This is a genomic window from Microbacterium sp. MEC084 (assembly GCF_004514465.2).
Classification (GTDB): domain Bacteria; phylum Actinomycetota; class Actinomycetes; order Actinomycetales; family Microbacteriaceae; genus Microbacterium.
This window is the reverse complement of the sequence record NZ_MYFP02000001.1, coordinates 372,592-397,447: the sequence shown is the minus strand read 5'-3', so window position 1 is coordinate 397,447 and position 24,856 is coordinate 372,592. Positions and strand designations below refer to the sequence as shown.

Genomic DNA, 24,856 nt, shown 5'->3' with positions numbered 1-24,856 from the left:
CCGCCCTCGCGGCGCCTCCCGCCGAAACTCTCAGGTCCATGACAGAGGGGGAGTTCTCCCGGTTCTCATCCGAGACCCGGGGATGACGCCAGGTCGTCAGGAGAACTCATGGATCAGCCCACGGACGCCGGGATCCCGGCCGAGGAGCCGCGCGACACGCCCCTGCGCGGCGAGCACGAGGCGCTCGGCGCCTCCTTCACCGACTTCGGCGGTTGGCTGATGCCCGTCCGCTACACGTCGGACCTCGCGGAGCACCACGCGGTGCGCCAGGCCGCCGGCCTGTTCGACATCTCGCACATGGGCGAGATCCTCGTCGAGGGCGGCGGGGCCGGCGCGTTCCTCGATCACGCGCTCGCCGGCGCCATCTCGGCCGTCCCGGTCGGTCGCGCCAAGTACACGATGATCCTCGCCGAGGACGGCGGCATCGTGGACGACCTGATCGTGTACCGGCTGCAGGACGACGAGTTCCTCGTGATCGCGAACGCGGGCAACCGCGAGGTCGTGGCGCGCGAGCTCACCGACCGGGTCGCAGGCTTCGACGCGACGGTCGAGGACCAGAGCGACGACTACGCGCTCATCGCGCTGCAGGGCCCCGCGGCCGAGCGGATCCTCGCCGCGACGGCGGGCGTGACGGACCTCTCTCACGAAACCGGCGCGATCCGCGCCTACGCGTGGGGCTCGGCGCTCTTCGCGGGGGAACCGCTGCTGATCGCCCGCACCGGCTACACCGGCGAGGACGGCTTCGAGCTGCTCGTGCCGGTCGCGCGCGCCGCCGAGCTGTGGCGCGCGCTGCTCGCGGCCGGGGAGCCGCACGGGCTCGTGCCGGCCGGCCTCGCGGCGCGGGACACGCTGCGGCTCGAGGCGGGCATGCCCCTCTACGGCCACGAGCTGTCCCGCGACATCGTGCCCGCGCAGGCCGGGCTCGGCCGCGTGATCCCCGCCGGCAAGACCGGCTTCGTCGGGGAGGCGGCCACGCGGCCGCGCCCCGATGCGCCCGTCCTGATCGGGCTGACGGCCGAGGGACGCCGCGCGGGCCGCGCCGGCTACGGCGTCTTCCGCGGCGACGAGCGCGTGGGCGAGATCACCAGCGGCGCGCTCAGCCCGACGCTCGGCCATCCCATCGCCATGGCGTTCGTGCGGCCCGACGCGCTGCCGTCCGACGGCGCCGCCGCATCCGACCTGACCATCGACGTCCGCGGCACGCGCATCCCCGCGACCGTGACCGCCCTGCCCTTCTACCGGAGGAACTCATGACCGATCTCGACAGCCTCAAGTACACCGCCGAGCACGAGTGGGTCGCCGTCGACGGCGACCTCGCGACCATCGGGGTCACGGACTTCGCCGCCGACCAACTCGGCGACGTCGTGTACGTCGACCTGCCCTCCGTCGGCCAGACCGTGACCGCCGGCCAGGTGTTCGGCGAGATCGAGTCGACCAAGTCGGTGTCGGAGCTCTACGCACCCGTGGACGGCGAGGTCGTCGAGGTCAACGCGGACGTCGACGCCGATCCCGCCCAGGTCAACGCGGACGCCTTCGCCGCGTGGCTGATCCGCGTGCGCGTGACCGGCGAGCCGTACGGGCTCCTCGACCGCGACGCGTACGTCGCGCTGACCGGCGGCGACGCGTGAGCTCCACCGAGTACGCCGCGCGGCACATCGGCACGTCGGCGCGCGACCACGAGGAGATGGCCGCGGCCGTCGGCATCGCCGCGGACGGCCGCCGCCCGCTCGCCCGGTTCATGGACGCCGCGGTCCCCGCCGTCATCCGGACCGGTGCGCCGAAGGGCGCCGGCCTGCTGCCCCGCGAGGGCGTCTCGGAGGCCGAGGCGCTCACGGAGCTGCGCGCCCTGGCCGGCCGCAACCGCGTGCGCACGCCCATGATCGGCCTGGGCTACAGCGACACGCTGACGCCGTCGGTCATCCAGCGGAACGTGCTCGAGAACCCGTCCTGGTACACGGCCTACACGCCCTACCAGCCCGAGATCTCGCAGGGCCGCCTGGAGGCGCTCCTCAACTTCCAGACCATGGTGGGCGACCTGACCGGCCTGCCGATCGCGAACGCGTCCATGCTCGACGAGTCCACGGCCGTGGTCGAGGGCATGCTCGTCGCGCGCCGTGCCGTCAAGGGCGGCGGCGACGTGTTCGCGGTCGACGCCGACGCCCTGCCGCAGACGAAGGCGATGCTGCGGCTGCGGGCCGGCGTGCTGGGCGTGGAGATCGTCGAGCTCGACCTCGCGGGCGGCGCGGCGCTTCCGGAGGGCGCGTTCGGCGCGCTCATCCAGTACCCGGGCGCCTCCGGCCGCATCTGGGATCCGTCCGGTGTGATCGACGCCGTGCACGTCGCGGGCGGCCAGGTCGTCGTGGCGGCCGACCTCATGGCGCTCACCCTGATCTCGTCCCCGGGCTCGCTGGGCGCGGACATCGTGGTCGGCTCGACCCAGCGCTTCGGCGTGCCGCTGGGCTTCGGCGGACCGCACGCCGGGTACATGGCCATCCGGCAGGGCCTCGAGCGGCAGCTGCCGGGCCGCCTGGTCGGCGTCTCGGTCGACGCCGACGGCCACACGGCGTACCGCCTGGCCCTGCAGACGCGCGAGCAGCACATTCGCCGCGAGAAGGCGACGTCAAACATCTGCACGGCTCAGGTGCTGCTCGCCGTCATGGCCTCGATGTACGCGGTCTACCACGGCCCCGACGGCCTGCGCACGATCGCGACCGAGATCGCCACCAAGACGGCGCTCCTGCGGGACGCGCTCGCCGCGGCGGGCGCCCAGCCGGTGGGCGACACGTTCTTCGACACGCTGACCGTGCGGGTGCCCGGGCGCGCCGAGGCGGTGGTCGCCGACGCGCGCGAGCGCGGGGTGCTGCTGCACCTGGCCGACGCCGACACCGTCGGCGTCTCGGTCGGCGAGGCTACGACCACCGACGACCTGAAGCTCGTGATCGCCGCGTTCGGCGGGACGGCGCCCGAGGAGTTCGACGCCGCGCTCGATCTGCGCGGCCTTCCGGATGCGCTCGCGCGCGAGGACGAGTACCTCACGCACCCGGTCTTCCACGCGCACCGCAGCGAGACCGCCATGATGCGGTACCTCAAGCGCCTCGCCGACAAGGACTACGCGCTCGACCGCGGCATGATCCCGCTCGGCTCGTGCACCATGAAGCTCAACGCCGCGACCGCCATGGCCGCGATCACGTGGCCCGAGTTCGGGCGCATCCATCCGTTCGCGCCCGCGGAGGACGTGCCCGGATACCTCGAGCTGATCGGACAGCTCGAGGGCTGGCTCGCCGACGTGACCGGGTACGACCGCGTCTCGCTGCAGCCCAACGCGGGCTCGCAGGGCGAGCTGGCCGGGCTGCTCGCGATCCGCGGGTACCACGACGCGAGCGGGGACCGGCAGCGCGACGTGTGCCTCATCCCGTCGTCGGCCCACGGCACCAACGCCGCGTCGGCCGTGCTGGCCGGCATGAAGGTGGTCGTGGTCGCCACGAATGAGGGAGGCGACGTCGACCTCGCCGACCTGCGCGAGAAGATCGCCGCGCACGCCGACACGCTGGCTGCGCTCATGATCACGTACCCGTCGACGCACGGCGTGTACGAGCACGACGTGCTCGACATCACCGCGGCGGTGCACGACGCGGGCGGACAGGTGTACATCGACGGCGCCAACCTCAACGCGCTCGTGGGCCACGCCCGGTTCGGCGACCTGGGCGGCGACGTGTCGCACCTCAATCTGCACAAGACGTTCGCGATCCCGCACGGCGGCGGCGGTCCCGGTGTGGGCCCCGTGGCCGTCAAGGAGCACCTCGCGCCGTACCTGCCCTCGCACCCGTTCGCCCAGGGGGCGGCGGCGCGCGAGGGCATCGGACCGGTGTCGGCCGCGCCGTACGGCTCCGCCGGCATCCTGCCGATCACGTGGTCGTACATCCGGATGATGGGCCGCGAAGGCCTCACGGAGGCCACGAGCGCCGCGGTGCTCGCGGCGAACTACGTGGCGGCGCGGCTCAAGGACCACTACCCGGTGCTGTACACGGGTGAGGACGGCCTGGTGGCGCACGAGTGCATCCTGGACCTTCGTCCGCTGCGCGAGCGCACGGGCATCACGGTCGACGACGTCGCCAAGCGGCTGATCGACTACGGCTTCCACGCCCCGACCATGTCGTTCCCCGTGGCGGGAACGCTCATGGTGGAGCCGACCGAGTCGGAGGACCGCGCCGAGCTCGACCGCTTCGTCGACGCCATGATCGCGATCCACGCCGAGGCCGAGCGCGTGCGCGCGGGGGAGTGGCCGGCCGGCGACAACCCCCTCGTGAACGCGCCGCACACGGCGGCCGTCGCCGTGGCGTCGGAGTGGTCGCATGCGTACCCGCGCGAGGTCGCCGTGTACCCCGCCGGCGGCGACCCGACCGCCAAGTACTGGCCTCCCGTGCGCCGGGTCGACCAGGCCTACGGCGACCGCCACCTGGTGTGCGCCTGCCCGCCGATCGAGGCCTTCGCCTGATCCCGCCGCGAGACTGCAACGCCGCGCCGAGACAGCAGTGGACACCCGCTGTGTCGGCGCGGCATTGCCGTCTCAGCGCTGCGGTGCGGTTTCGGTAGGTTGAACCGGTGACCTTCGCCGACGCCCCGCTGCTGGAGAACCGCCTCGTCCGGCTCGAGCCGCTGGCGGCGGATCATCGGGACGACCTCGCTGACGCGGTGGGCGACCTCGCGCGCGCCTGGTACACGCGCATCCCGACGCCCGAGGGGATGGCCGCCGAGATCGACCGCCGCCTGGCGCTGCACCGCGAGGGCCGGATCGCCGCGTGGGCGATCGTGGATGCGCGCGCCGGCCGCGCGGTCGGCATGACGACCTTCCTCAACCTGGACGAGCAGAACCGGCGCCTGGAGATCGGGTCGACCTGGCTCCGCCGTGCGGCCCACGGGACCGGCGTGAACCCCGCGGCCAAGCTCCTGCTGCTCGAGCGGGCGTTCGACGTGCTCGGCTGCATCGCGGTCGAGCTGCGCACGCACTGGCACAACCACCAGTCTCGCGCGGCGATCGCCCGTCTCGGTGCCAAGCAGGACGGCGTGCTGCGCAACCACTCGATGACCGAGGACGGCGTGATCCGCGACACCGTGGTCTTCTCGATCCTGGACACCGAGTGGCCCGCGGTGCGCGCGGGACTCGAGCACCGGATCGCCGGTCGCTGAGCGCGCCCGTCAGGCGGCGAGCCGGTCGGCCTCCGCGGCCTGCGCCACCGTGAGCGGCCTCTCGTCGCCGGTGCGCCGGGCGACTGCCTGCGCCGCGTCGAGCAGCTCGGCCCTCGTGCACAGGGGCGGCTCGTCGAACCGCGTTCCCGATGCGGGGTGGATGGCGACGCGCACGAGAGCCAGCGCGTCGTCGTAGTCCAGGACGTCGGCCATGTCGAGCACCGTCTGCACGGGCGAGGTGGCGCGGAGCCCGAACCGCTCGGCGATGTCCGAGGCGCCGTCGTGCGACGCGGCCGGATGCACGATCAGCCCCTCCGCGGGCTCGCCCCCGAGCACGTGCACGTCGGCGATCTCGTCCCCGGGCAGGGGCAGGCGGTACAGCGCCGCGGCCGAGTGGAAGGCGAACACCGCGTCCGGCGTCGTGAGAGCCACCGCGTAGATCCGGGCGAGCGTGTGGTCGGCCCCCGACAGGGACCGCCATCGGCGGGCCGGCAGGTACACGCCGGGCCGGACGGCGACGACGTCGTCGCGTTCGACCGCGTGCTCGAGCCGGGTGAGCCAGCCGTTCTGGCGGGCTTCTTCGGCCACCAGGAGTCCGAACGCGTGTCCGGAACGACGTGCGAGCGAGAACATGAGGCCAGGATCCCGCTCCCGGGCCCTTCGCGCGCGCGACACGCGGGGATCTCGACGCCTCGTGTCCGGATCGTGGCCTGGGGACGAGCGTCAGAACAGGTCCGGCAGGAACGCGGCCGCGAGCGGGTACCCCACGAAGGCGATCGCGTCGATCGCGGTGTGCGCCACGACCAGCGGCATCAGCCGTCCCCAGCGGCGGTAGCACCAGCCGAAGACCAGCCCCATCGCGACGTTGCCGGCGATCGCGCCGAAGCCCTGGTACGCGTGGTAGACGCCGCGCAGGAGCGATGCCGCCACGATGATCCGCCAGGGTCCCCAGCCGAGCCGCGAGAGGCGGTCGCCCAGGTAGCCGACGACGATGACCTCCTCGATCAGCCCCGCGCGCAGCGCGGAGAGGAGCAGCAGCGGCACCGTCCACCAGTCGAGCCCGCCGGGGGAGGCCTCGACCGCGACGGTCACGCCCGCCAGCCGCCCGGCCACGTACAGCGCGATGCCCGGGATCCCGATCACGGCCACCAGCGCCAGGCCGCGACCCAGGTCCAGGCCGAACCGGGTGAAGTCGAGACCGAGCCTCCGGAGGGCGCCGCGACCCGGCTCCCACAGCAGGAACACCACGAGCACCACGAGCATGAGGTCGAACCCCACGTCGAGCACCCGGTACAGGATGTCCCACAGCACCGCGGCGTCGAGCGGGGTGTTGAGCTGGGCCGACTGCTGGGACAGGGGGCGGGGATCCAGCACACGGCGCACGAGCGACAGCACGGCGTAGAGCGCGGACTGGCCCACCGTGAGCGCGAGCACGATCGCGACCTCGGCCTTCAGGCGCGCGCGGGCCTGCGGCGGGGCGATTCCGGGGAAGGGATCGGTCGGCTGCACTCGGCTACCTTGCCACGACGATCGATCGGTCATCTGGTCGAAACTTCGCTGAAATCGACAGATTGCCCAATCGACGGCGAGCCGGGTAAAGGCTATGTAACGGTTCTGCTCAAACTTTGGGACAGACCGATGTGAGGCTTAGAGTCATCGCATCGCCCGCCGGTCAACCATGCCCGGCGGGGACACCAAACCTTCCCCAGGAGGAACCCTGTGAAGCGCAACAAGATCGCCCTCGCGGGCCTCGCGCTGCTGGGCAGCGGCAGCTTCGTGCTCGCCGGCTGCGCCGGCGGCGGCGGCGAGACCGGCGGCAGCGAGACCCCGGCTGCGACCACGGCCGTCATCACGACCAACGGCTCGGAGCCCCAGTACCCGCTCATCCCGACGATGACCGGCGAGACGGGCGGCGGCAAGATCGTCGACTCGATCTACGCGGGTCTGATCACGTACGAGGCCGACGGCTCGGTCGTCAACGAGGTCGCCGAGGAGATCACCGTCGACTCGCCCACGCAGCTGACGGTCAAGCTCAAGGAGGGCACGACCTTCACGAACGGCGAAGAGGTCACTGCCGACAACTTCACCAAGGCGTGGAACCTGGGCGCCCAGGCCAGCAACGCGCACTACGCCGCGTACTTCTTCGAGGACATCGAGGGCTTCTCGTACGACGAGGACTCGGAGCTCACGGGCCTCGAGGTCGTCGACGACTACACGTTCACGATCACGCTGAACAAGCCGGCGTCGGACTTCGCCCAGCGTCTCGGCTACTCGGCGTTCTACCCGCTGCCCGACGTCGCGTTCGACGACATCGAGGCGTTCGGCCAGAACCCGATCGGCAACGGCCCGTACATGCTGGACGGCGAGGACGCGTGGCAGCACGACGTCCGCATCGACCTCGTGGCGAACCCCGACTACGAGGGTCCGCGCGAGCCGATGAACGGCGGCCTGGACATCGTCTTCTACGCCTCGCAGGACGCGGCGTACTCCGACCTGCAGGCCGGCAACCTCGACGTCCTGGACGCGATCCCGGACTCGGCGTTCGAGACCTACGAGAGCGACCTCGAGGGCCGCACGGTCAACCAGCCCGCCGCGATCTTCCAGTCGTTCGTCATCCCCGAGTGGATCGAGCAGTTCTCGTCGACCACCGAGGAGGGCCAGCTGCGCCGCGCCGCGATCTCGCACGCGATCAACCGCGAAGAGGTCACCGACGTGGTCTTCCACGGCACCCGCACGCCGGCGAGCGACTTCACGTCGCCCGTGATCGACGGCTGGAGCGACTCGGTCCCCGGCAGCGAGGTCCTCGAGTACGACCCCGAGAAGGCCCAGGAGCTGTGGGCTCAGGCCGAGGAGATCGCGCCGTTCGAGGGCGAGTTCACCCTCGCGTACAACGCCGACGGCGGTCACCAGACCTGGGTCGACGCGGTCGTGAACCAGATCTCGAACACGCTGGGCATCACCGCCAAGGGCGACCCGTACCCGGACTTCGCCACGCTGCTCGACGCGCGTGACGCCGGGACGGTCGGCCCGTACCGCGCCGGATGGCAGGCCGACTACCCCGGTCTGTACAACTTCCTCGGCCCGCTCTACGCCACGGGCGCGGGCGGCAACGACGGCAAGTACTCCAACCCGGAGTTCGACCAGCTGCTCGAGGAGGGCATCAGCGCGACCGACCCGGAGGAGGCTCAGGCCAAGTTCCAGGAGGCCCAGACGGTCCTCTTCACGGACCTGCCGGCGATCCCGCTGTGGTACTCGAACGTCACCGGCGGCTGGGCCGCGGGCGTCGAGAACGTCGAGTTCGGCTGGAACTCGGTGCCGCTGTATCACCTGATCACCAAGGCCGAGTAAGTCGGTCGGGAGCTTCCGCTCTCACCCGCGAGGCGGTGACGTACGCGTCACCGCCTCGCGCCGTGTTCCGCTCGTCGATCTCACGGATTTCCCAGGAATCCGGGGAGAGGATGGGCCCCGCTGAGGGCGCCCCGGATCGGGGCCCCTTTTTCCGTGCGCGTTCCACCCGAGAGCGCACGACGAGTTCCCCGAAGGGAGGGGGAGGATGGCCACCTACATCCTCAGACGGATCATCCAGGTGATCCCGGTGTTCATCGGCGCCACCCTGCTGATCTACTTCATGGTCTTCGGCATGCCCGGCGACCCGATCGCCGCGCTGTTCGGCGACAAGCAGCCGCCGCAGGCCGTGATCGACCAGATCCGCGAGCGCTACCTGCTCGACCAGCCGTTCATCGTCCAGTACCTCAACTACCTGGCCGGCATCCTGCGCTTCGACCTGGGCACCACGTTCACGGGCCAGAGCGTCGGCGAGGTCCTCGGCCGCACGTTCCCGGTGACGCTGCGCCTGGCCATCCTGTCGATCCTGATCGCCTTCGTGCTGTCGATCGTGATCGGCGCGACCTCGGCCATGCTCAAGGGCACCGTGTACGACCACTTCCAGCTGGTCGTCGCTCTGATCTTCATCGCGGTGCCGATCTTCGTCCTCGCGTTCATGGCGCAGTACTTCCTTGCCGTGCAGCTCGGCTGGTTCAAGCCCACGGTCGGCGGCCAGAACAACTGGGGCGACCTGTGGCTCCCGGCCCTCGTGCTCGGGTTCAGCGTCTACGCGGCCAGCATGCGGCTCACCCGGTCGTCGATGATCGAGTCGCTCGGACAGGACTGGGTGCGCACCGCGTACTCGAAGGGCCTCACGCGAGGGCGCGTGATCCCCGTCCACGTGCTGCGCAACTCGCTCATCCCGATGGTGACCGACACCGCCACCAACTTCGGCATCCTGATGGTCGGCGCGACCGTGACCGAGGGCATCTTCAACGTGCCCGGCGTCGGCAACGCGCTCTACCAGGCGATCCTGCGCCACGAGACGCCCACGGTCGTGTCCTTCGTGACCGTGTTCGTCGTGGTGTACGTGCTCGTCAACCTGCTCGTCGACCTGCTCTACGGTCTGCTCGACCCGAGGATCCGCTATGTCAAGTAACGCCACCCACTACGTCGCTCCGGTCAAGGCGGAGCAGGTCGTCGTCGACGCGGTGCGCCTCGACGAGAAGAAGAGCAACCTCTGGCTCGACGCGTGGCGCGACCTGCGACGCCGCCCGCTGTTCTGGATCTCGGTCGTGATGTGCGCGATCATCGTGGTCGTCGCGCTGTGGCCGTCCCTGTTCACGTCGGTGCCGCCCCAGGGTTCCGGGGCCTGCTTCCTGAACAAGAGCAACGCCGGCCCCGAGCCGGGTCACCCGCTGGGCTTCACCCGCCTGGGCTGCGACGTGTGGTCGCGCCTGGTGCACGGCACGAGCGTGTCGATGGCCGTCGGCCTGATGGCCACCGCGATCGGCACCCTGATCGGCGTGATCATGGGCGCGCTGGCCGCGTTCTACGGCGGCTTCCTGGACTCGCTGCTGTCGCGCGTCGGCGACATCTTCTTCACGATCCCCTACATCGTCGCCGCGATCGTCGTGATGACCGTGGTGCCGCGGGACCTGCGCAACGAGCTCGTGCTGGCGTTCGCGATCGGCGGCTTCTCGTGGGCCTCGACCGCGCGCATCATGCGCGCCGAGGTGCTCCGCGTGAAGCAGCTCGACTTCGTGATGGCGTCGGTGTCGCTCGGCCTGTCGCGCTTCAAGACCCTGGTCGTGCACGTGCTGCCCAACGCGCTCGCGCCGGTGATCGTGGTCGCGACCATCGGGCTCGGCTCGGCGATCGTCGCCGAGGCGACCCTGTCGTTCCTCGGCGTCGGCCTCGGCGGCGTCTCCTGGGGCGCCGACATCAGCCAGGCGCAGACGTCGATCCGCACGTCGCCCATGGCGCTGTTCTGGCCGTCGCTCGCGCTCACCGTCACGGTGCTCGCGTTCGTGACGCTCGGCGAGCTGCTGCGCGACGCGCTCGACCCGAAGTCGAGGGCCCAGCGATGACCGAGATCCAGAACGAGGTCGTGACGAGCCGCGCCGCGCGGCGCGAGGCGACGAAGGAGAACGCCGTGACCGAGCCGCTGTTGAAGATCCGGGGGCTGAATGTCTCGTTCGGCACCGGCAAGAAGACCCGCGAGGTGCTGCACGGCGTCGACCTCGACGTGTATCCGGGCGAGACCGTCGCGATCGTCGGCGAGTCCGGATCCGGCAAGTCGACGACCGCCGCCGCGGTGATCGACCTGCTCCCCGGCACCGGCAAGGTGACCGGCGGGACGATCGAGCTCGACGGCGTGGACATCACGCGCGCGAGCCGCCGCGAGATGGAGTCGATCCGCGGGCGCGAGATCGGCTACGTGCCGCAGGACCCGATGTCCAACCTCAACCCGGTGTGGTCGATCGGCTTCCAGGTCGAGGAGGCCATCCGCGCGAACGGCCTGGCCTCCGGGCGCCGCGAGGTGCGCGCCCGCGCGATCGAGGTGCTCCAGAACGCGGGACTCGCGGACGCCGAGCGGCGCCTGCACCAGTTCCCGCACCAGTTCTCGGGCGGCATGCGCCAGCGCGCGCTGATCGGCATCGGCCTCGCGGCCGACCCGAAGCTGCTGATCGCCGACGAGCCGACGAGCGCGCTCGACGTGACGGTGCAGCGCGTGATCCTGGATCACCTCGCGTCGCTGACCCGGGACAAGGGCACCTCGGTGCTGTTCATCACGCACGATCTGGGCCTCGCGGCCGACCGCGCGGACCGCATCGTCGTGATGAACCAGGGCGAGATCGTCGAGGCCGGCCCGAGCCGCGTCATCCTCGAGAACCCGCAGCACCCGTACACCCAGCGGCTGGTGGCCGCGGCGCCGAGCCTGGCGTCGCAGCGCATCCAGGCCGTGGTCGAGGAGCGCGGCGTGGAGCACCTGGAGGACGTCGCCGACGCCCACCCGGTGGTCGAGGTGCGCGATCTGACGAAGGACTACCGGATCCGCAAGGGCGGGTTCCGCAGCGAGCCCTTCCGCGCGGTCGACGGCGTCTCGTTCCAGATCCCGCGCGGCAAGACGCTCGCGCTCGTGGGCGAGTCCGGATCGGGCAAGTCGACGGTCGCCAAGATGGTGCTGCAGCTCGAGACGGCCACCAGCGGTCAGATCCTGATCGACGGCAAGGACACGGCCCAGATGGGGCAGAAGGACGTCTTCCGCCTCCGCAGCCGCATGCAGCCGGTGTTCCAGGACCCGTACGGCTCGCTCGACCCGCTGCGCAGCATCGGCGCCCTGATCGCCGAGCCGCTGCGCATCCACGGCGTGGGCGACGAGAAGTCGCGCCAGGCGCGCGTGTTCCAGCTGCTCGAGCAGGTGTCGCTGCCGCGCGAGCTCGCGTGGCGCTACCCGAACGAGCTCTCGGGCGGTCAGCGCCAGCGCATCGCGATCGCGCGGGCGCTCGCGCTCAAGCCCGCGATCGTCGTGCTCGACGAGGCCGTCTCGGCGCTCGACGTGCTCGTGCAGGACCAGATCCTGAAGCTCCTCGCGGACCTGCAGGGCGAGCTGGGCCTGACGTACCTCTTCATCACGCACGACCTCGCGGTGGTCCGCGTCGCGGCCGACCTGGTGTGCGTCATGGAGAAGGGCCGCGTCGTCGAGCAGGGGACCGTCGACGAGATCTTCGCGAACCCGCAGGAGGCGTACACGCAGCGCCTGCTGGACGCGATCCCCGGCGCCTCCGTGAACCTGGCCGGCCACTGAGCGTGACCGACCGAGCCCGCGTCCTCCGCGCGCCCACGGGCCTGTTCTGGCTCGTGGGCGTCGCGGCGGTCGTGGCGCTCCTGCTGGGCGACGTGGTCGTACGGGGCAGCGTGCCGCAGGCGCTGCTCATCGCGCCGTGGCTGCTCCTACCCGTCTGGTTCGTCTACGTCTTCCTGTACGCCCCGCACATCGCCGTCACCGACGACGACGTGCGGGTGCACAACATCCTGCGCACCGTGCGTCTTCCGTGGTCGACCGTCGAGGACGTCCGGATGCGCTGGCAGCTCGAGTTCGAGCTCACCGAGGCCGGCCGCGCGCAGGGCGACCTCGGCGCCGCGGCGCGCCGCAAGGGCGTCGTCGAGGCGTGGGCCATCACGGCCCGCCCCGGCCGGCGCCCCTCGACCCGCACCGCCCGGGCCTCCTCCGAGGCCGACACCCTCGAGGTGCTGCGCGGACTGCAGGCCTCCGTCGGCCCTCAGCCGGGCGCGCGCATCACGCGCTCCTGGAACCTGGTGGCCCTCGGATCCGCGGTCGCGATCGCGGTGTGGTGCGTCGCGGCCTGGTTCGCCGCCGGCTGAGCGCGCCGCCGCGCGCTCGGCGGGCCGTCAGGCCCGCACGATAAGATCTCCCCGTCCGGCTCCGGACCCGCTCACTTCTTCAGTTAAGGACCCTTCATGGCGCGCGCCCTCCGCTCCGACCTCCGCAACGTCGCGATCGTCGCGCACGTCGACCACGGCAAGACCACGCTGGTCGACGCCATGCTCCGGCAGACGGGATCGTTCGGCGATCACGCGCACGTCGAGGAGCGCGCGATGGACTCGAACGACCTCGAGCGCGAGAAGGGCATCACGATCCTCGCCAAGAACACGGCGATCACCTACAACGGCAAGCACACCGACTCGCCCGTCACGATCAACGTGATCGACACGCCCGGCCACGCCGACTTCGGCGGCGAGGTCGAGCGCGGCCTGTCGATGGTCGACGGCGTCGTGCTGCTCGTCGACGCGTCGGAGGGCCCGCTGCCGCAGACCCGCTTCGTGCTGCGCAAGGCGCTCGAGGCGAAGCTGCCGGTCATCCTGCTGGTGAACAAGACCGACCGCCCCGACGCCCGCATCGCGGAGGTCGAGGAGGAGGCGCACGACCTGCTGCTGGGCCTCGCGGGCGACCTGCAGGACGACGTGCCCGACCTCGACGTCGACGCGCTGCTCGACGTGCCGGTCGTGTACGCCTCGGGCCGCGCGGGCGCCGCGTCGCGCACGCGCCCGGCCGACGGCTCGCTGCCCGACAACGACGACCTGGAGCCGCTGTTCGCGGCGATCCTCGAGCACGTGCCGGCCCCGTCGTACGACGACGAGGCGCCGCTGCAGGCGTGGGTCACCAACCTCGACTCCAGCTCGTTCCTGGGCCGCCTGGCTCTGCTGCGCGTCTTCAACGGCGAGCTCAAGAAGGGCCAGACCGTCGCGTGGGTCCGCCACGACGGAACGACCCAGAACGCGCGCATCACCGAGCTGCTCATGACAAAGGCGCTCGACCGCTACCCGGCGGAGAAGGCCGGTCCCGGCGACATCGCCGTGATCGCGGGCTTCGAGGACATCATGATCGGCGAGACCATCGCCGACCCCAACGATGTGCGCCCGCTGCCGCTCATCACGGTCGACGAGCCGTCGATCTCGATGACCATCGGGACCAACACCTCGCCGCTCGTGGGCAAGGTCAAGGGCCACAAGCTCACCGCGCGCATGGTGAAGGACCGTCTCGACCGCGAGCTGATCGGCAACGTGTCGATCCGCGTGGTCGACATCGGCCGCCCCGACGCGTGGGAGGTGCAGGGCCGCGGCGAGCTGCAGCTCGCGATCCTGGTCGAGAACATGCGCCGGGAGGGCTTCGAGCTCACGGTCGGCAAGCCGCAGGTCGTCACGCGCAAGGGCGAGGGCGGCCGCCTCGAGGAGCCGTACGAGCACCTCACGATCGACGTGCCGGAGGAGCACCTCGGCGCCGTGACCCAGCTCATGGCCGCGCGCAAGGGCCGCATGGACAACATGATCAACCACGGCACCGGCTGGATCCGGATGGAGTTCGTGGTGCCGTCGCGCGGCCTGATCGGCTTCCGCACCGAGTTCCTCTCGATCACGCGCGGCACGGGCATCGCGAACGCGATCTCGCACGGCTACGACGAGTGGGCGGGCCAGATCGTCGCGCGTCAGAACGGCTCGATCGTGGCCGACCGCGCGGGCGTCGCCACGCCGTTCGCCATGATCGCGCTGCAGGAGCGGATGTCGTTCTTCGTGAAGCCGGGCGACGAGGTCTACGAGGGCATGGTCGTGGGCGAGAACTCGCGCGCCGACGACATGGACGTCAACATCACGAAGGAGAAGAAGCTGACGAACATGCGCTCGTCGACGGCCGACACCTTCGAGTCCATGACGCCCCCGCGCATCCTGTCGCTCGAGGAGTCGCTCGAGTTCGCCCGCGAGGACGAGTGCGTCGAGGTCACGCCCGAGGCCGTGCGCATCCGCAAGGTCGTCCTGGACGCGACCGAGCGGGGCCGCGCCGCGTCGCGCGCCAAGAAGCTGGGCTGACGACGGGCTGACCCGCATGCCCACGCCCGAGTTCATCCTCGCGCTGCGCGAGAAGGTCGGCACCGACATGCTGTGGCTGTCGGGCGTGACGGCCGTGGTGCTGCGTCCCGGAGCCGACGGCGTCGACGAGGTGCTGCTCGTGCGGCGCGCCGACAACGGGCGGCTCACGCCCGTGACGGGGATCGTCGACCCGGGGGAGGAGCCGGCCGTCGCGGCCGTGCGCGAGGTGCTCGAGGAGGCCGACGTGGTCGCCGAGGCCGAGGTGCTCTCCTGGGTCCGCGCGACGCCGCCCATGGTCTACGACAACGGCGACCGCGCGCAGTACCTGGACCTGGTCTTCCGCTGCCGCTACGTGACGGGCGAGCCGCACCCGGCGGACGGCGAGAACTCCGAGGCCCTCTGGCGCCGCGTGGACGATCTCGGCGACCTGGACGACGACATGCGCGCCCGGATCCTGCAGGCGGCCACGGGCGGCGAAGTGGCCCGGTTCGAGCGGTGATCCGCCCCGCCGCGCGCGGGTAGTCTCGTTCCAGTGAGCAGCACCGTCCGTCCCGCACTGAACGCCGAGGAGCGCAGCGCGTGGCGGCAGGGCGTGGCGGTGTCGGTCGCGACGGGCGCCTACGGCGTCTCCTTCGGCGCGCTGTCGGTCGCCGCCGGGCTCGACGTCTGGCAGACGTGCGTGCTGAGCCTGCTGATGTTCACGGGCGGATCGCAGTTCGCGTTCATCGGCGTGATCGCCTCGGGCGGCCTCGCGGCCGCGCCGGCCGCCATCGCGTCGGCCGTGCTGCTCGGCGCCCGGAACGTGGCGTACGCGATCCGGATGAACCCGGTCGTGGCCGTCGGACCGGACGGCGCCGTGTCGTGGTGGCGGCGCCTCGCGGCGGCGCAGTTCACGATCGACGAGTCGGTCGCCGTCTCGCTCGCGCACATCGAGCCGCGGGCGCGGCGCATCGGGTTCTGGGTCACGGGCATCGGCATCTACCTGCTCTGGAACCTCTCCACGCTCGCGGGGGCCCTGCTGGGGGACGTGCTCGGCGACGTGAGGGCGTACGGCCTGGACGCCGCGGCGGCGGCGGCGTTCCTCGCCCTGCTGTGGTCGCGACTGCGCTCCCGGCAGGCGATCGCGGTGGGGGCGGCCGCGGCGGTCGTCGCGGCGGCGGTCACCCCGTGGCTCATGCCCGGGCTGCCCGTCCTGATCGCGGCGGTCGTGGCCGTCGTGGTGGGCTGGACCGACTGGCTCGGCCGGCGGGACGGGGCGCGCCGATGACCCTCTGGACCGCCATCCTGGTCGCGGCGATCGCGTGCGTCGCGCTCAAGCTCGCGGGCTATCTCACGCCGCCCGAGTGGCTCGAGCGCGAGCGGCCCGCGCGCATCACGGACCTGCTGACGGTCGCGCTTCTCGCCGCGCTCGTGGCGGTGCAGACGGTCGGGGCGGGCATGGCGGTCACGCTGGACGCGCGCGTGCCGGCGCTCCTCGTCGCCGGGGCGCTGCTGTGGCGGCGCGCGCCGTTCATCGTGGTCGTGCTCGCCGCCGCCGTGGTCGCCGCGGTGCTCCGCGCGCTCGGCTGGGCGGCCTAGCACCGAGCGGAGCCTCGGCGGGGCCGGATACCCTGGAACGATGCGCGCATCCTGGCCCTCCCGCCTCCTGCTGGCCGTCCTGGCGGCCGTCGCGGGCGCCGTCTTCGGCGTCGCCGGCACGATCGCGCACGCGTACCTCCTCGGGCCGCTCCCCGTCGGCTTCGCGCTCGCGCTGATCGGCTGCGGAGCCTTGCTGATCGGCGTGCGGCTGCTTGTGGCCGACCGCTGGGTCACGTGGATCACGGGGCTGGGGATGCTCGCGATGCTGCTCGTGTACTCGGGCCGCGGCCCGGGCGGATCCGTCGTCGTGCCGCAGCCCGCGGCGGGGGAGTTCCCGCTCGGTGTCGTGTGGTCGTACGCGCTCACGGGCGTGGTCCTCCTGGTCGGCGCCTGGCCGGACCTCTCCCGCATCCGGGCGGCGTCGGCGCCGCGGACGGACGGCGCCGCCACGGCGGGACCCGGGCGCGTCGAGGGCCCCGGCTCCCACGACGCGTAGAATCGATCCGTGACTTATGTGATCGCCCTTCCGTGTGTGGACGTCAAGGACCGCGCGTGCATCGACGAGTGCCCGGTCGACTGCATCTACGAGGGTGAGCGCAGCCTCTACATCCACCCGGACGAGTGCGTGGACTGCGGTGCGTGCGAGCCGGTGTGCCCGGTGGAGGCGATCTACTACGAGGACGACCTGCCCGACGAGTGGCAGGACTACTACAAGGCGAACGTGGAGTTCTTCGACGAGATCGGCTCGCCCGGCGGCGCCGCCAAGGTCGGCGTGATCCCCAAGGACCACCCGATCGTCGCGGCCCTGCCCCCGCAGGGCGACGCGCACTGAGCGGGCCGGCATGACCGTCCGCGACCTGGCCGACTACCCCTGGGACGCAGTCGCCCCGTACGCCGAGCGCGCCCGCGCGCACGCCGACGGGATCTGCGACCTCTCCATCGGATCCCCGGTCGACCCCACGCCCGAGGTGGTGCGCCGCGCCCTCGCCGAGGCGACCGACGCGCACGCCTACCCGCAGACCGTGGGCACCCCCCAGCTGCGGGAGGCGATCGCCGCCTGGTACGCACGGCGGCGCGGAGTGCCCGGCCTCGAGCCGCGCAACGTCCTGCCCACCATCGGCTCGAAGGAGCTGGTGGCGCTGCTGCCGCTGCTGCTCGGCCTCGGCGAGGGCGACATCGTCGTGCACCCGCGCGCGGCCTACCCGACCTACGAGGTCGGCGCGCGCGTGGTGGGCGCGACCCCCGTGGCGTCGGACGAGCCCGACGAGTGGCCCGAGGGCGCCAAGCTGATCTGGATCAACTCGCCGGGAAACCCGGACGGACGCGTGTGGAGCGTCGACGAGCTGCGCCGCGCGGTCGAGCGCGCGCGCGAGCTGGGCGCCGTCATCGCGGGCGACGAGTGCTACGCCGAGCTCGGCTGGGACGCCCCGTGGGACGCGCAGCCGGTGCCGAGCATCCTGGACCCGCGCGTCATCGGCGACAGCCGCGCCGGCGTGCTGAGCGTCTACTCGCTCAGCAAGCAGTCCAACCTCGCCGGCTACCGCGCGGCGTTCCTCGCCGGCTGCTCCCGCATCGTGGGCGACCTGCTCACGGCGCGCAAGCACCTGGGGCTCATGCCGCCGGCGCCCGTGCAGCACGCGATGGCCGTCGCGCTCGCGGACGACGCGCACGTCGCGGAGCAGAAGGAGCGCTATCGCGCGCGCCGCGAGGTGCTGCGCCCGGCGCTCGAGGCGGCGGGCTTCCGGATCGACCGCAGCGAGGCGGGGCTCTACCTCTGGGCGACCGAGGGCCGGGATGCGTGGGAGTCGATGGGGCGGCTCGCCGACCTCGGCATCCTCGCGGGCCCCGGGGTGTTCTACGGCCCGTTCCACCCGCAGCACGTGCGCCTCTCGCTCACCGCGAGCGACGAGCGGATCGCGGCCGCGGCCTCCCGCCTGCGCGCCGCGGCCGGCTGAGCCGGGTCCGGATCCCGCCGTTTCGTGCGATCCGTCAACGGATCGCCCCGGGATTGGGCGAGTGTCACAGTCGTCTCCCGCGGCCGATAGGCTGTAGGAGGTTGTCCCGGGATCCCGGGGCACCGCCCCAGCGGTGCGCCGGCGCGAACGACGGCGGTGCGCCGACTTCCTGGTGAGCGAGATCGATCGCGACAAAGACATCCCAAGGAGGCGCCGTGAGCGACGCGGGACAGCAGCCCGACAAGGCCACCCTGACCATCGGTGACAAGACCGCCGAGTTCCCGGTGCTGCCGGCGACGTGCGGGGCGCCGAGCATCGACGTGTCGACGCTGACGCGTCAGACGGGCTACACCGCGCTGGACTACGGCTTCGTGAACACGGCGGCCACCAAGTCCGACATCACCTTCATCGACGGCGACAAGGGCATCCTGCGCTATCGCGGCTACCCGATCGAGCACCTCGCGACCCGCTCGAACTACCTCGAGGTCGCCTGGCTGCTGATCTACGGCGAGCTGCCCACGGCCGACCAGCTGGCCGAGTTCGACGACAAGATCCGTCACCACACGCTGCTGCACGAGGACCTCAAGGACCGCTTCTTCACGGCCCTTCCGCACACCGCGCACCCCATGGCCGTGCTCTCGTCCGGCGTCTCGGCGCTGTCGACGTACTACGAGGACGAGTCGGACCCGGCCAACCCCGAGCACGTCGAGCTCAACATGATCCGCCTGCTCGCGAAGCTGCCCGTGATCGCGGCCTACGCGCACAAGAAGAGCATCGGTCAGGCGTTCCTGTACCCCGACAACTCCCTGAGCTTCGTCGACAACTTCCTCAAGCTGAACTTCGGCGTGCGCAGCGAGGAGTACGAGGTCAACCCCGTCATGTCGCGCGCGCTCGAGCAGCTGCTGATCCTCCACGAGGACCACGAGCAGAACGCGTCGACCTCGACCGTCCGCCTCGTCGGCTCGACCGGCGCCGACCAGTTCGCGTCGATCTCGGCGGGCATCCACGCCCTCTCGGGCCCGCTGCACGGCGGCGCCAACGAGGCCGTCCTGACCATGCTCGCGCAGATCCGCGACTCCGGCATGGGCGTGCAGCGCTTCGTCGAGAAGGTGAAGAACAAGGAAGAGGGCGTGAAGCTGATGGGCTTCGGGCACCGGGTCTACAAGAACTACGACCCGCGCGCCAAGCTCGTCAAGCAGTCGGCCGACGAGGTTCTCGAGGCGCTCGGCGTGCAGGACCCGTTGCTCGACCTGGCCAAGGAGCTCGAGGCCATCGCGCTGGAGGACGACTACTTCAAAGAGCGTCGCCTCTACCCGAACGTCGACTTCTACACGGGCGTGATCTACAAGGCCATGGGCTTCCCGACGCGGATGTTCACCGTCCTGTTCGCGATCGGCCGCCTTCCCGGATGGCTCGCCCACTGGCGCGAGCTGCACCAGGACCCCAAGACCAAGATCGGCCGCCCGCAGCAGCTCTTCACCGGCTCGCCCGAGCGCGCGTACCCCGGCGCCTGATTTTCTTTCTCTCACGCCCGTCGATCGGCTCGGGCACCCCTTCGGGGTGCCGCTCGCCGTTCGACCACTGTCGCTGACGCTCCAGTGAGGCGTGAGGGCGCGCTTCGCGCGCGTCGCTTCGCTCCACGCTCGCTTCGCTCGCACGACGGCACAGCTCCGGACTGACCGTCGTGCGAGCGTCAGCGAGCGTGCCGCTCGCGGCCCCGCAGCGTGCGAGGCGCTCTTAAAAAGTCACGCGTGGAGGGCGGGGTTGAGGGTGACGCCGACGCCGGTGCGGCGGCGGGCCTCGATCGCGCCCGTGAGCGAGTTGCGGATGTAGAGCAGGCCGCTCGACCCGGACAGCTGTGCGCCCTTGGCGACGCGCGGGGTGCCGTCGGCGGTCGGGGGCTCGTCCACCAGCAGCACCTTGGTGCCGGCGGTGAGGTACAGGCCCGCCTCGACGACGCAGTCGTCGCCGATCGAGATGCCCACGCCCGCGTTGGCGCCGAGCAGCGAGCGCTCGCCGATCGACACGCGGTGCTTGCCGCCGCCCGAGAGCGTGCCCATGATCGACGCGCCGCCGCCGATGTCGGATCCGTCGCCGACCACGACGCCCTGCGACACGCGGCCCTCGATCATGGAGGCGCCGAGCGTGCCGGCGTTGAAGTTCACGAAGCCCTCGTGCATGACGGTCGTGCCGGGGGAGAGGTAGGCGCCCAGGCGCACGCGCGAGGCGTCCGCGATCCGGACGCCCTCGGGCATGACGTAGTCGGTCAGGCGCGGGAACTTGTCGAGCGAGACGATCTGGACGCCGTCGCGCTGCAGGTAGGGGCGCAGGCGGTTCGCGTCGTCCGGGTGCATCGGGCCGGCGGTCGTCCACGCCACGTTCGGCAGGTGGGCGAAGATGCCGTCGAGGTTCAGCTCGTTCGGGCGCACCAGACGGTGCGACAGGGCGTGCAGACGGAGGTAGGCGTCCGACGTCGAGGCCGGCGCGACGTCCAGGTCGATCTCGAGGGTCACGACCTCCACGGACACGTTGCGGCGGTCGTCCGGCGCCGCGAGCCGGTCCAGGCTGTCGACCTCGTCCGCGAGGTCGGTCGCACGGCCCGCTCGGGGCGACGGGAACCACGTGTCCAGGACGGTGCCGTCGGCGGCAACCGTCGCGAGTCCGACACCCGACACCCAGCGCTCATCAGTCATACCTCCAGCCTAGAGTTAGAGCCATGCCCACGCTGGACCTGACCGCCTCCTCCGCCGACATCACGCGCGCCATCTGCGACATCCCGAGCGTGTCGGACGACGAGCGCGCGCTCGCGGACGCGATCCAGGAGGCGATCGAGCCGCTCGAGCACCTCGACTTCCACCGCGACGGGGACACGATCGTCGCCCGCACCCACCGGGGCCGCGGCCAGCGCGTGGTGATCGCCGGCCACATCGACACGGTCCCGATCAACGACAACGTGCCCACGCTCGACTTCCTGCTCGACGGCGAGCCGTACATCCGGGGGCGCGGCACGGTCGACATGAAGTCGGGCGTCGCGGTGCAGCTCAAGCTCGCCGCCGAGCTGACCGACCCCGTGGTCGACATCACGTGGATCTGGTACGACCACGAGGAGGTCGCCGCCGAGCGCAGCGGGCTCACCCGCCTGGCCGCGAACCGGCCCGACCTGTTCGCGGGCGACTTCGCCATCCTGGGGGAGCCGACCAATGGGCTCGTCGAGGGCGGCTGCAACGGCACGCTCCGCGCCGTGGTGCGCACGCACGGCCGGCGCGCGCACAGCGCCCGGGCCTGGATCGGCGAGAACGCGATCCACGCGGCGGCGCCCATCCTGGACACGCTCGCGGCGTACCGCCCGCAGACGATCGCGGTCGACGGCCTCGAGTACCGCGAGGGCCTGAACGCGGTGAAGATCTCGGGCGGCGTCGCGGGCAACGTGATCCCGGACCTGTGCGAGGTCGAGGTGAACTTCCGCTTCGCCCCGAGCCGCAGCGAGGACGAGGCGGTCGAGCACGTGCGGAGCGTGTTCGACCGGTTCGAGGTCGAGATCACCGACCTCTCGGGCGGCGCGCGCCCGGGGCTCGACGCGCCGCTCGCGCAGCAGTTCCTCCGCGCGGTGGGCGGCGAGCCGCGCCCCAAGTACGGCTGGACGGACGTCGCCCGGTTCTCGAAGCTCGGCGTGCCGGCCGTCAACTACGGCCCGGGCGATCCCCTGCTCGCCCACCACGACGAGGAGCGGGTCGCGGTCTCCCAGATCGAGGAGGTCGAGCGGGGGCTGCGCGCGTGGCTGAGCGCCCGCTGACGCCGCTCGACCGTGCGCGGGCGGTGTGGGCCGGATGGCCCGCGCCGGCCCGCATCGCCCTGATCTACGTCGCCGCGCGGATCGTCACGACCGCCCTCATGCTCGGCGTGGCGTCCGCCTCGCCCGCGACGTCGCGCTTCGGCGCGGATCCGTCGCTCGCCGACTACGTCCTGGGCTGGGACGCACAGTGGTACTGGCTCGTGGCCGTCTCGGGCTATCCGGCCGAGCTGCCCGTCGACGCCAGCGGGCACGTCGAGGAGAACGCGTGGGCGTTCATGCCCGTGTACGCGCACCTCGCGAACATCGTGGGCCTGGGCACGTGGGGCGCGGGGGCGCTCGTCGTCTCGCTCGTCGCGGGCTGGGTCGCGTGCCTGGGCCTGCACCGCCTGCTGCGCGGCCGGATCGGCGACGAGGCGGCCACGTGGGCGGTCGTGCTCTTCGCGAGCGCCCCCCTGGCGGCGCTGTTCCAGGTCGGATACGCCGAGTCGCTGTTCCTCGCCCTGCTGATGTGGGCGCTCGTCTGCCTGGTGGAGCGGCGCTGGGGGTGGCTCTACGCGCTCATCCCGCTCATGGGGTACACGCGGCCGGGCGTGCTGGCGTTCGCGCTGCTGCTGGGCCTGTACGGGATCTGGCGCTGGCGGGTGCGGCGCTCGGACCCGCTGGTGACGCGCGACGTCGCGCACGTCCTGGCCCTCGGCGCGCTCGCAGTCGTCGTCGGCTTCTCGTGGCAGGTCATCGCGGGCCTGGCGACCGGGCGGGCCGACGCCTATCTGCAGACCGAGCTCGCGTGGCGCCGCGGATGGATGCCCGGAATCGACGGCTTCGTGCCGTTCGAGGGGTGGATCCGCGCCGCGGAGGTCTGGTTCGGGATCTGGGGCCTGCCGGCCTGGGCCGGCTACGTCGCGCTGGGCCTCCTCGTCGCCGGCGCGGCCGCGGCGCTCATCGCAAGGCCCGTGCGGGCGCTCGGCGTCGAGGTGCGCCTGTGGGCGGCGAGCTACCTGCTGTACCTGCTCGCCGTCTTCTTCCCGCAGTCGAGCACGTTCCGCCTGCTTCTGCCGCTGTCTCCGCTGTGGGGCGCGGCGCCCCGGTCGGCGGCCGGGCGGTGGTCCGCCCTGGCGCTGTGCGTGCTCGGGCAGTGGGTCTGGATCGCCCTCATGTACGGCGCGGGGAGCACCTACTGGCAGGTGCCCTGACGGAGCCGAGCCGCGCCGCCAGGCAGACCGGGATACCGTCGTCCCGAGTCGGCGTGCGAACCGCCCGGTCGCGCTCCCACGGTAAACTGACAGGGGAGACCACGACGAAAGGGAGCCACGATGGCAGCCATGAAGCCCAGAACCGGTGACGGACCGATGGAGGCCGTGAGGGAGGGACGCCTCATCATCGTGCGTGTGCCGCTCGAGGGCGGTGGCCGTCTGGTCGTCTCGGTCAACGATGACGAGGCCAAGGAGCTCTACGGCGTTCTCGGCGACGTCGTGAACGCCTGAGGCGCGACGTTTTCACGAAGGGCCGGATCCGATCGGATCCGGCCCTTCGTCGTCGTCCGGAGCTCAGTCGGCGACGACGGTCAGCTGGAGCAGCCCCTCGCCGATCGTGGAGAGGGCGGGGATGACGGCGGGCGAGTTCTGCGTCTCCTGGAGGAGCGTGCGGTACGTCACCGTGACGGCGTCGCGCTGCACCGGATCGGCGACCCTGCCGTTCAGCACGCGCGGCACCAGGACGGTGCCGCCCGGGCGGGCCAGCCGGAGGCCGTGCTCGACGTAGTCGATGACGTTCTCGGGGTCGGCGTCGATCAGCACGATGTCGTAGGACGCCTCGTTCATGCGCGGCAGGACGTCGGCGGCACGGCCCGTGATGAAGCGCACGCGCGCGGGCGGCACCTTCGCGTGCGTGAACGCCTGGCGTGCGGCGCCGAGGTGCTCGGGCTCGTAGTCGATCGTCGTGAGGACGGCCTTGGGCGCGCCGCGCAGCAGCCACAGGCCCGAGACGCCCGCTCCGGTCCCGATCTCGATGATGGAGCGCGCGCCGGTCGCGGCCGCGATCACGGCGCACTGCGCGCCCACACCCGCGCTCACCGGGGCGGCGCCGAGCTCGAGGGCGTGCTGGCGGGCCCGGGCGATGTGATCCGGCTCCACGATCGTGTCGCGTGCGAAGCGCGCGATCGCATCCTGCTCGCTCATTCAGACCTCCTCGATCCCCTCCAGCCTAGGCTCGCCGGGCGTGAGGGCCGGGCAGGCGCGGCCGGTAGGCTGAAGGCATGTTCTTCGGGCTCACCTTCGAGAAGGTGATGATCATCGCGGCGATCGCGGCCCTGCTGATCGGACCCGAGCGCATGCCGCGCTACGCCGAGATGCTCGCGAAGACCGTCAAGCGCGCGCGGGACTTCGCGAACGGAGCCCGCACGCGGGTGCGCGAGGAGATCGGCCCGGAGTTCGACGACGTGGACTGGCGCAAGCTCGATCCGCGCCAGTACGACCCGCGCCGGATCATCCGCGAGGCGCTCCTCGAGGACGACGAGCCTCCCGCGAAGCCGGCCGCGCCGGTGATCGCGCCGCCCCGCACGACGCCGCTGACGCGCCAGACCTTCAGCGCCACGACGCCCCCGCCGTTCGACTCCGAGGCGACCTGACCC

At 71.8% G+C, this 24,856-nt stretch carries 25 protein-coding genes; 21 read left to right on the top strand and 4 right to left on the bottom strand.

Translation table 11 applies throughout. The features are described from left to right. Positions 1-108 precede the first annotated feature (108 nt). The 4 genes from gcvT (at position 109) to B5M43_RS01905 (ending at position 5,187) form a co-directional block, all read left to right on the top strand. Positions 109-1,254, top strand: a complete 1,146-nt coding sequence (gcvT, locus tag B5M43_RS01920; RefSeq protein WP_134745352.1) for a glycine cleavage system aminomethyltransferase GcvT — start codon at positions 109-111, stop codon at positions 1,252-1,254. After that, the gene (gene gcvH / locus B5M43_RS01915; protein WP_055989756.1) at positions 1,251-1,628 is read left to right on the top strand and encodes a glycine cleavage system protein GcvH; all 378 of its coding nucleotides are present in this window, start codon (positions 1,251-1,253) and stop codon (positions 1,626-1,628) included. Before gcvT ends, gcvH begins: the two co-directional genes overlap by 4 nt. Positions 1,629-1,684: 56 nt before the next feature. After that, the gene (gene gcvP, locus B5M43_RS01910; RefSeq protein WP_230667551.1) at positions 1,685-4,495 is read left to right on the top strand and encodes an aminomethyl-transferring glycine dehydrogenase; all 2,811 of its coding nucleotides are present in this window, start codon (positions 1,685-1,687) and stop codon (positions 4,493-4,495) included. Positions 4,496-4,602: 107 nt separating this feature from the next. Next, the gene (locus tag B5M43_RS01905) at positions 4,603-5,187 is read left to right on the top strand and encodes a GNAT family N-acetyltransferase (RefSeq protein ID WP_055989753.1); all 585 of its coding nucleotides are present in this window, start codon (positions 4,603-4,605) and stop codon (positions 5,185-5,187) included. 9 nt (positions 5,188-5,196) lie between these two features. Here B5M43_RS01905 and B5M43_RS01900 read toward each other — a convergent pair whose 3' ends face one another. Together B5M43_RS01900 and B5M43_RS01895 are read right to left on the bottom strand one after the other, a co-directional pair. After that, positions 5,197-5,775 carry a hypothetical protein gene (locus tag B5M43_RS01900; protein ID WP_134745354.1) on the bottom strand — a complete coding sequence of 193 codons (579 nt, stop codon included), beginning with the start codon at positions 5,773-5,775 and terminating at the stop codon, positions 5,197-5,199. Between the two features lie 135 nt (positions 5,776-5,910). Further along, entirely contained in the window at positions 5,911-6,729 is an 819-nt protein-coding gene (locus tag B5M43_RS01895; RefSeq protein WP_134745355.1) for a CPBP family intramembrane glutamic endopeptidase, read from the bottom strand. A gap of 177 nt (positions 6,730-6,906) precedes the next feature. Between B5M43_RS01895 and B5M43_RS01890 the strand changes: the two genes are divergently transcribed. From B5M43_RS01890 to B5M43_RS01830, 13 genes are all read left to right on the top strand, one after another. After that, positions 6,907-8,535: an ABC transporter substrate-binding protein gene (locus B5M43_RS01890; RefSeq protein WP_134745356.1), complete on the top strand. Its 1,629-nt coding sequence runs from the start codon at positions 6,907-6,909 to the stop codon at positions 8,533-8,535. Between the two features lie 205 nt (positions 8,536-8,740). Next, positions 8,741-9,670, top strand: coding sequence for an ABC transporter permease (locus B5M43_RS01885; protein WP_055989741.1), 930 nt, complete (start codon positions 8,741-8,743; stop codon positions 9,668-9,670). After that, the gene (locus B5M43_RS01880) at positions 9,660-10,601 is read left to right on the top strand and encodes an ABC transporter permease (protein ID WP_055989737.1); all 942 of its coding nucleotides are present in this window, start codon (positions 9,660-9,662) and stop codon (positions 10,599-10,601) included. The genes B5M43_RS01885 and B5M43_RS01880 overlap by 11 nt, the downstream gene beginning before the upstream one ends. Beyond that, a complete protein-coding gene (locus B5M43_RS01875; RefSeq protein ID WP_134745357.1) occupies positions 10,598-12,322 on the top strand; it encodes an ABC transporter ATP-binding protein in 1,725 nt (574 codons plus the stop codon). The genes B5M43_RS01880 and B5M43_RS01875 overlap by 4 nt, the downstream gene beginning before the upstream one ends. A gap of 2 nt (positions 12,323-12,324) precedes the next feature. Next, positions 12,325-12,900, top strand: coding sequence for a PH domain-containing protein (locus B5M43_RS01870; RefSeq protein WP_055989731.1), 576 nt, complete (start codon positions 12,325-12,327; stop codon positions 12,898-12,900). 96 nt (positions 12,901-12,996) lie between these two features. After that, the gene (gene typA, locus B5M43_RS01865) at positions 12,997-14,901 is read left to right on the top strand and encodes a translational GTPase TypA (RefSeq protein ID WP_055989728.1); all 1,905 of its coding nucleotides are present in this window, start codon (positions 12,997-12,999) and stop codon (positions 14,899-14,901) included. 16 nt (positions 14,902-14,917) lie between these two features. Continuing rightward, complete coding sequence (locus tag B5M43_RS01860; RefSeq protein ID WP_134745358.1) at positions 14,918-15,400, top strand: NUDIX domain-containing protein; 483 nt, start codon at positions 14,918-14,920, stop codon at positions 15,398-15,400. Positions 15,401-15,433: 33 nt separating this feature from the next. Next, positions 15,434-16,168 carry an AzlC family ABC transporter permease gene (locus tag B5M43_RS01855; RefSeq protein WP_230667526.1) on the top strand — a complete coding sequence of 245 codons (735 nt, stop codon included), beginning with the start codon at positions 15,434-15,436 and terminating at the stop codon, positions 16,166-16,168. After that, entirely contained in the window at positions 16,165-16,479 is a 315-nt protein-coding gene (locus B5M43_RS01850; protein WP_134745359.1) for an AzlD domain-containing protein, read from the top strand. Before B5M43_RS01855 ends, B5M43_RS01850 begins: the two co-directional genes overlap by 4 nt. 40 nt (positions 16,480-16,519) lie before the next feature. Then, entirely contained in the window at positions 16,520-16,975 is a 456-nt protein-coding gene (locus B5M43_RS01845; protein ID WP_205829462.1) for a histidinol dehydrogenase, read from the top strand. Between the two features lie 9 nt (positions 16,976-16,984). Then, positions 16,985-17,311: a ferredoxin gene (gene fdxA / locus B5M43_RS01840; RefSeq protein ID WP_230667523.1), complete on the top strand. Its 327-nt coding sequence runs from the start codon at positions 16,985-16,987 to the stop codon at positions 17,309-17,311. Between the two features lie 10 nt (positions 17,312-17,321). Then, positions 17,322-18,434 carry a succinyldiaminopimelate transaminase gene (dapC, locus tag B5M43_RS01835; RefSeq protein WP_134747304.1) on the top strand — a complete coding sequence of 371 codons (1,113 nt, stop codon included), beginning with the start codon at positions 17,322-17,324 and terminating at the stop codon, positions 18,432-18,434. 215 nt (positions 18,435-18,649) lie between these two features. Continuing rightward, positions 18,650-19,948, top strand: a complete 1,299-nt coding sequence (locus tag B5M43_RS01830; RefSeq protein ID WP_082543012.1) for a citrate synthase — start codon at positions 18,650-18,652, stop codon at positions 19,946-19,948. A gap of 231 nt (positions 19,949-20,179) precedes the next feature. Here the strand turns inward: B5M43_RS01830 and dapD are convergent, their stop codons facing one another. Continuing rightward, the gene (gene dapD / locus B5M43_RS01825; RefSeq protein WP_055989713.1) at positions 20,180-21,127 is read right to left on the bottom strand and encodes a 2,3,4,5-tetrahydropyridine-2,6-dicarboxylate N-succinyltransferase; all 948 of its coding nucleotides are present in this window, start codon (positions 21,125-21,127) and stop codon (positions 20,180-20,182) included. Positions 21,128-21,150: 23 nt separating this feature from the next. Between dapD and dapE the strand changes: the two genes are divergently transcribed. From dapE to B5M43_RS01810, 3 genes are all read left to right on the top strand, one after another. Continuing rightward, positions 21,151-22,227: a succinyl-diaminopimelate desuccinylase gene (gene dapE / locus B5M43_RS01820; protein ID WP_055989710.1), complete on the top strand. Its 1,077-nt coding sequence runs from the start codon at positions 21,151-21,153 to the stop codon at positions 22,225-22,227. After that, a complete protein-coding gene (locus B5M43_RS01815) occupies positions 22,209-23,420 on the top strand; it encodes a hypothetical protein (RefSeq protein WP_230667521.1) in 1,212 nt (403 codons plus the stop codon). Before dapE ends, B5M43_RS01815 begins: the two co-directional genes overlap by 19 nt. Positions 23,421-23,540: 120 nt before the next feature. Next, positions 23,541-23,711, top strand: a complete 171-nt coding sequence (locus B5M43_RS01810; protein ID WP_134745737.1) for a DUF3117 domain-containing protein — start codon at positions 23,541-23,543, stop codon at positions 23,709-23,711. A 63-nt stretch (positions 23,712-23,774) separates the two neighbouring features. On the opposite strand, the gene B5M43_RS01805 is transcribed toward B5M43_RS01810, so the two are convergent. Next, a complete protein-coding gene (locus tag B5M43_RS01805) occupies positions 23,775-24,404 on the bottom strand; it encodes an O-methyltransferase (RefSeq protein WP_134745738.1) in 630 nt (209 codons plus the stop codon). A gap of 77 nt (positions 24,405-24,481) precedes the next feature. Between B5M43_RS01805 and B5M43_RS01800 the strand changes: the two genes are divergently transcribed. After that, positions 24,482-24,853, top strand: a complete 372-nt coding sequence (locus B5M43_RS01800; protein WP_055989700.1) for a hypothetical protein — start codon at positions 24,482-24,484, stop codon at positions 24,851-24,853. Positions 24,854-24,856: the final 3 nt, after the last annotated feature.

Excerpts from the sequence above, each read along its gene's own strand:
- B5M43_RS01810 (WP_134745737.1), top strand. The coding sequence starts at position 23,541 with ATGGCAGCCATGAAGCCCAGAACCGGTGACGGACCGATGGAGGCCGTG.
- gcvH (WP_055989756.1), top strand. The coding sequence starts at position 1,251 with ATGACCGATCTCGACAGCCTCAAGTACACCGCCGAGCACGAGTGGGTC.
- dapE (WP_055989710.1), top strand. The coding sequence starts at position 21,151 with ATGCCCACGCTGGACCTGACCGCCTCCTCCGCCGACATCACGCGCGCC.
- B5M43_RS01850 (WP_134745359.1), top strand. The coding sequence starts at position 16,165 with ATGACCCTCTGGACCGCCATCCTGGTCGCGGCGATCGCGTGCGTCGCG.
- B5M43_RS01845 (WP_205829462.1), top strand. The coding sequence starts at position 16,520 with ATGCGCGCATCCTGGCCCTCCCGCCTCCTGCTGGCCGTCCTGGCGGCC.
- dapC (WP_134747304.1), top strand. The coding sequence starts at position 17,322 with ATGACCGTCCGCGACCTGGCCGACTACCCCTGGGACGCAGTCGCCCCG.
- gcvT (WP_134745352.1), top strand. The coding sequence starts at position 109 with ATGGATCAGCCCACGGACGCCGGGATCCCGGCCGAGGAGCCGCGCGAC.
- B5M43_RS01895 (WP_134745355.1), bottom strand. The coding sequence starts at position 6,729 with ATGACCGATCGATCGTCGTGGCAAGGTAGCCGAGTGCAGCCGACCGAT.
- gcvP (WP_230667551.1), top strand. The coding sequence starts at position 1,685 with ATGGCCGCGGCCGTCGGCATCGCCGCGGACGGCCGCCGCCCGCTCGCC.
- B5M43_RS01800 (WP_055989700.1), top strand. The coding sequence starts at position 24,482 with ATGTTCTTCGGGCTCACCTTCGAGAAGGTGATGATCATCGCGGCGATC.
- B5M43_RS01880 (WP_055989737.1), top strand. The coding sequence starts at position 9,660 with ATGTCAAGTAACGCCACCCACTACGTCGCTCCGGTCAAGGCGGAGCAG.
- typA (WP_055989728.1), top strand. The coding sequence starts at position 12,997 with ATGGCGCGCGCCCTCCGCTCCGACCTCCGCAACGTCGCGATCGTCGCG.
- B5M43_RS01875 (WP_134745357.1), top strand. The coding sequence starts at position 10,598 with ATGACCGAGATCCAGAACGAGGTCGTGACGAGCCGCGCCGCGCGGCGC.
- dapD (WP_055989713.1), bottom strand. The coding sequence starts at position 21,127 with ATGACTGATGAGCGCTGGGTGTCGGGTGTCGGACTCGCGACGGTTGCC.
- B5M43_RS01885 (WP_055989741.1), top strand. The coding sequence starts at position 8,741 with ATGGCCACCTACATCCTCAGACGGATCATCCAGGTGATCCCGGTGTTC.
- B5M43_RS01805 (WP_134745738.1), bottom strand. The coding sequence starts at position 24,404 with ATGAGCGAGCAGGATGCGATCGCGCGCTTCGCACGCGACACGATCGTG.
- B5M43_RS01860 (WP_134745358.1), top strand. The coding sequence starts at position 14,918 with ATGCCCACGCCCGAGTTCATCCTCGCGCTGCGCGAGAAGGTCGGCACC.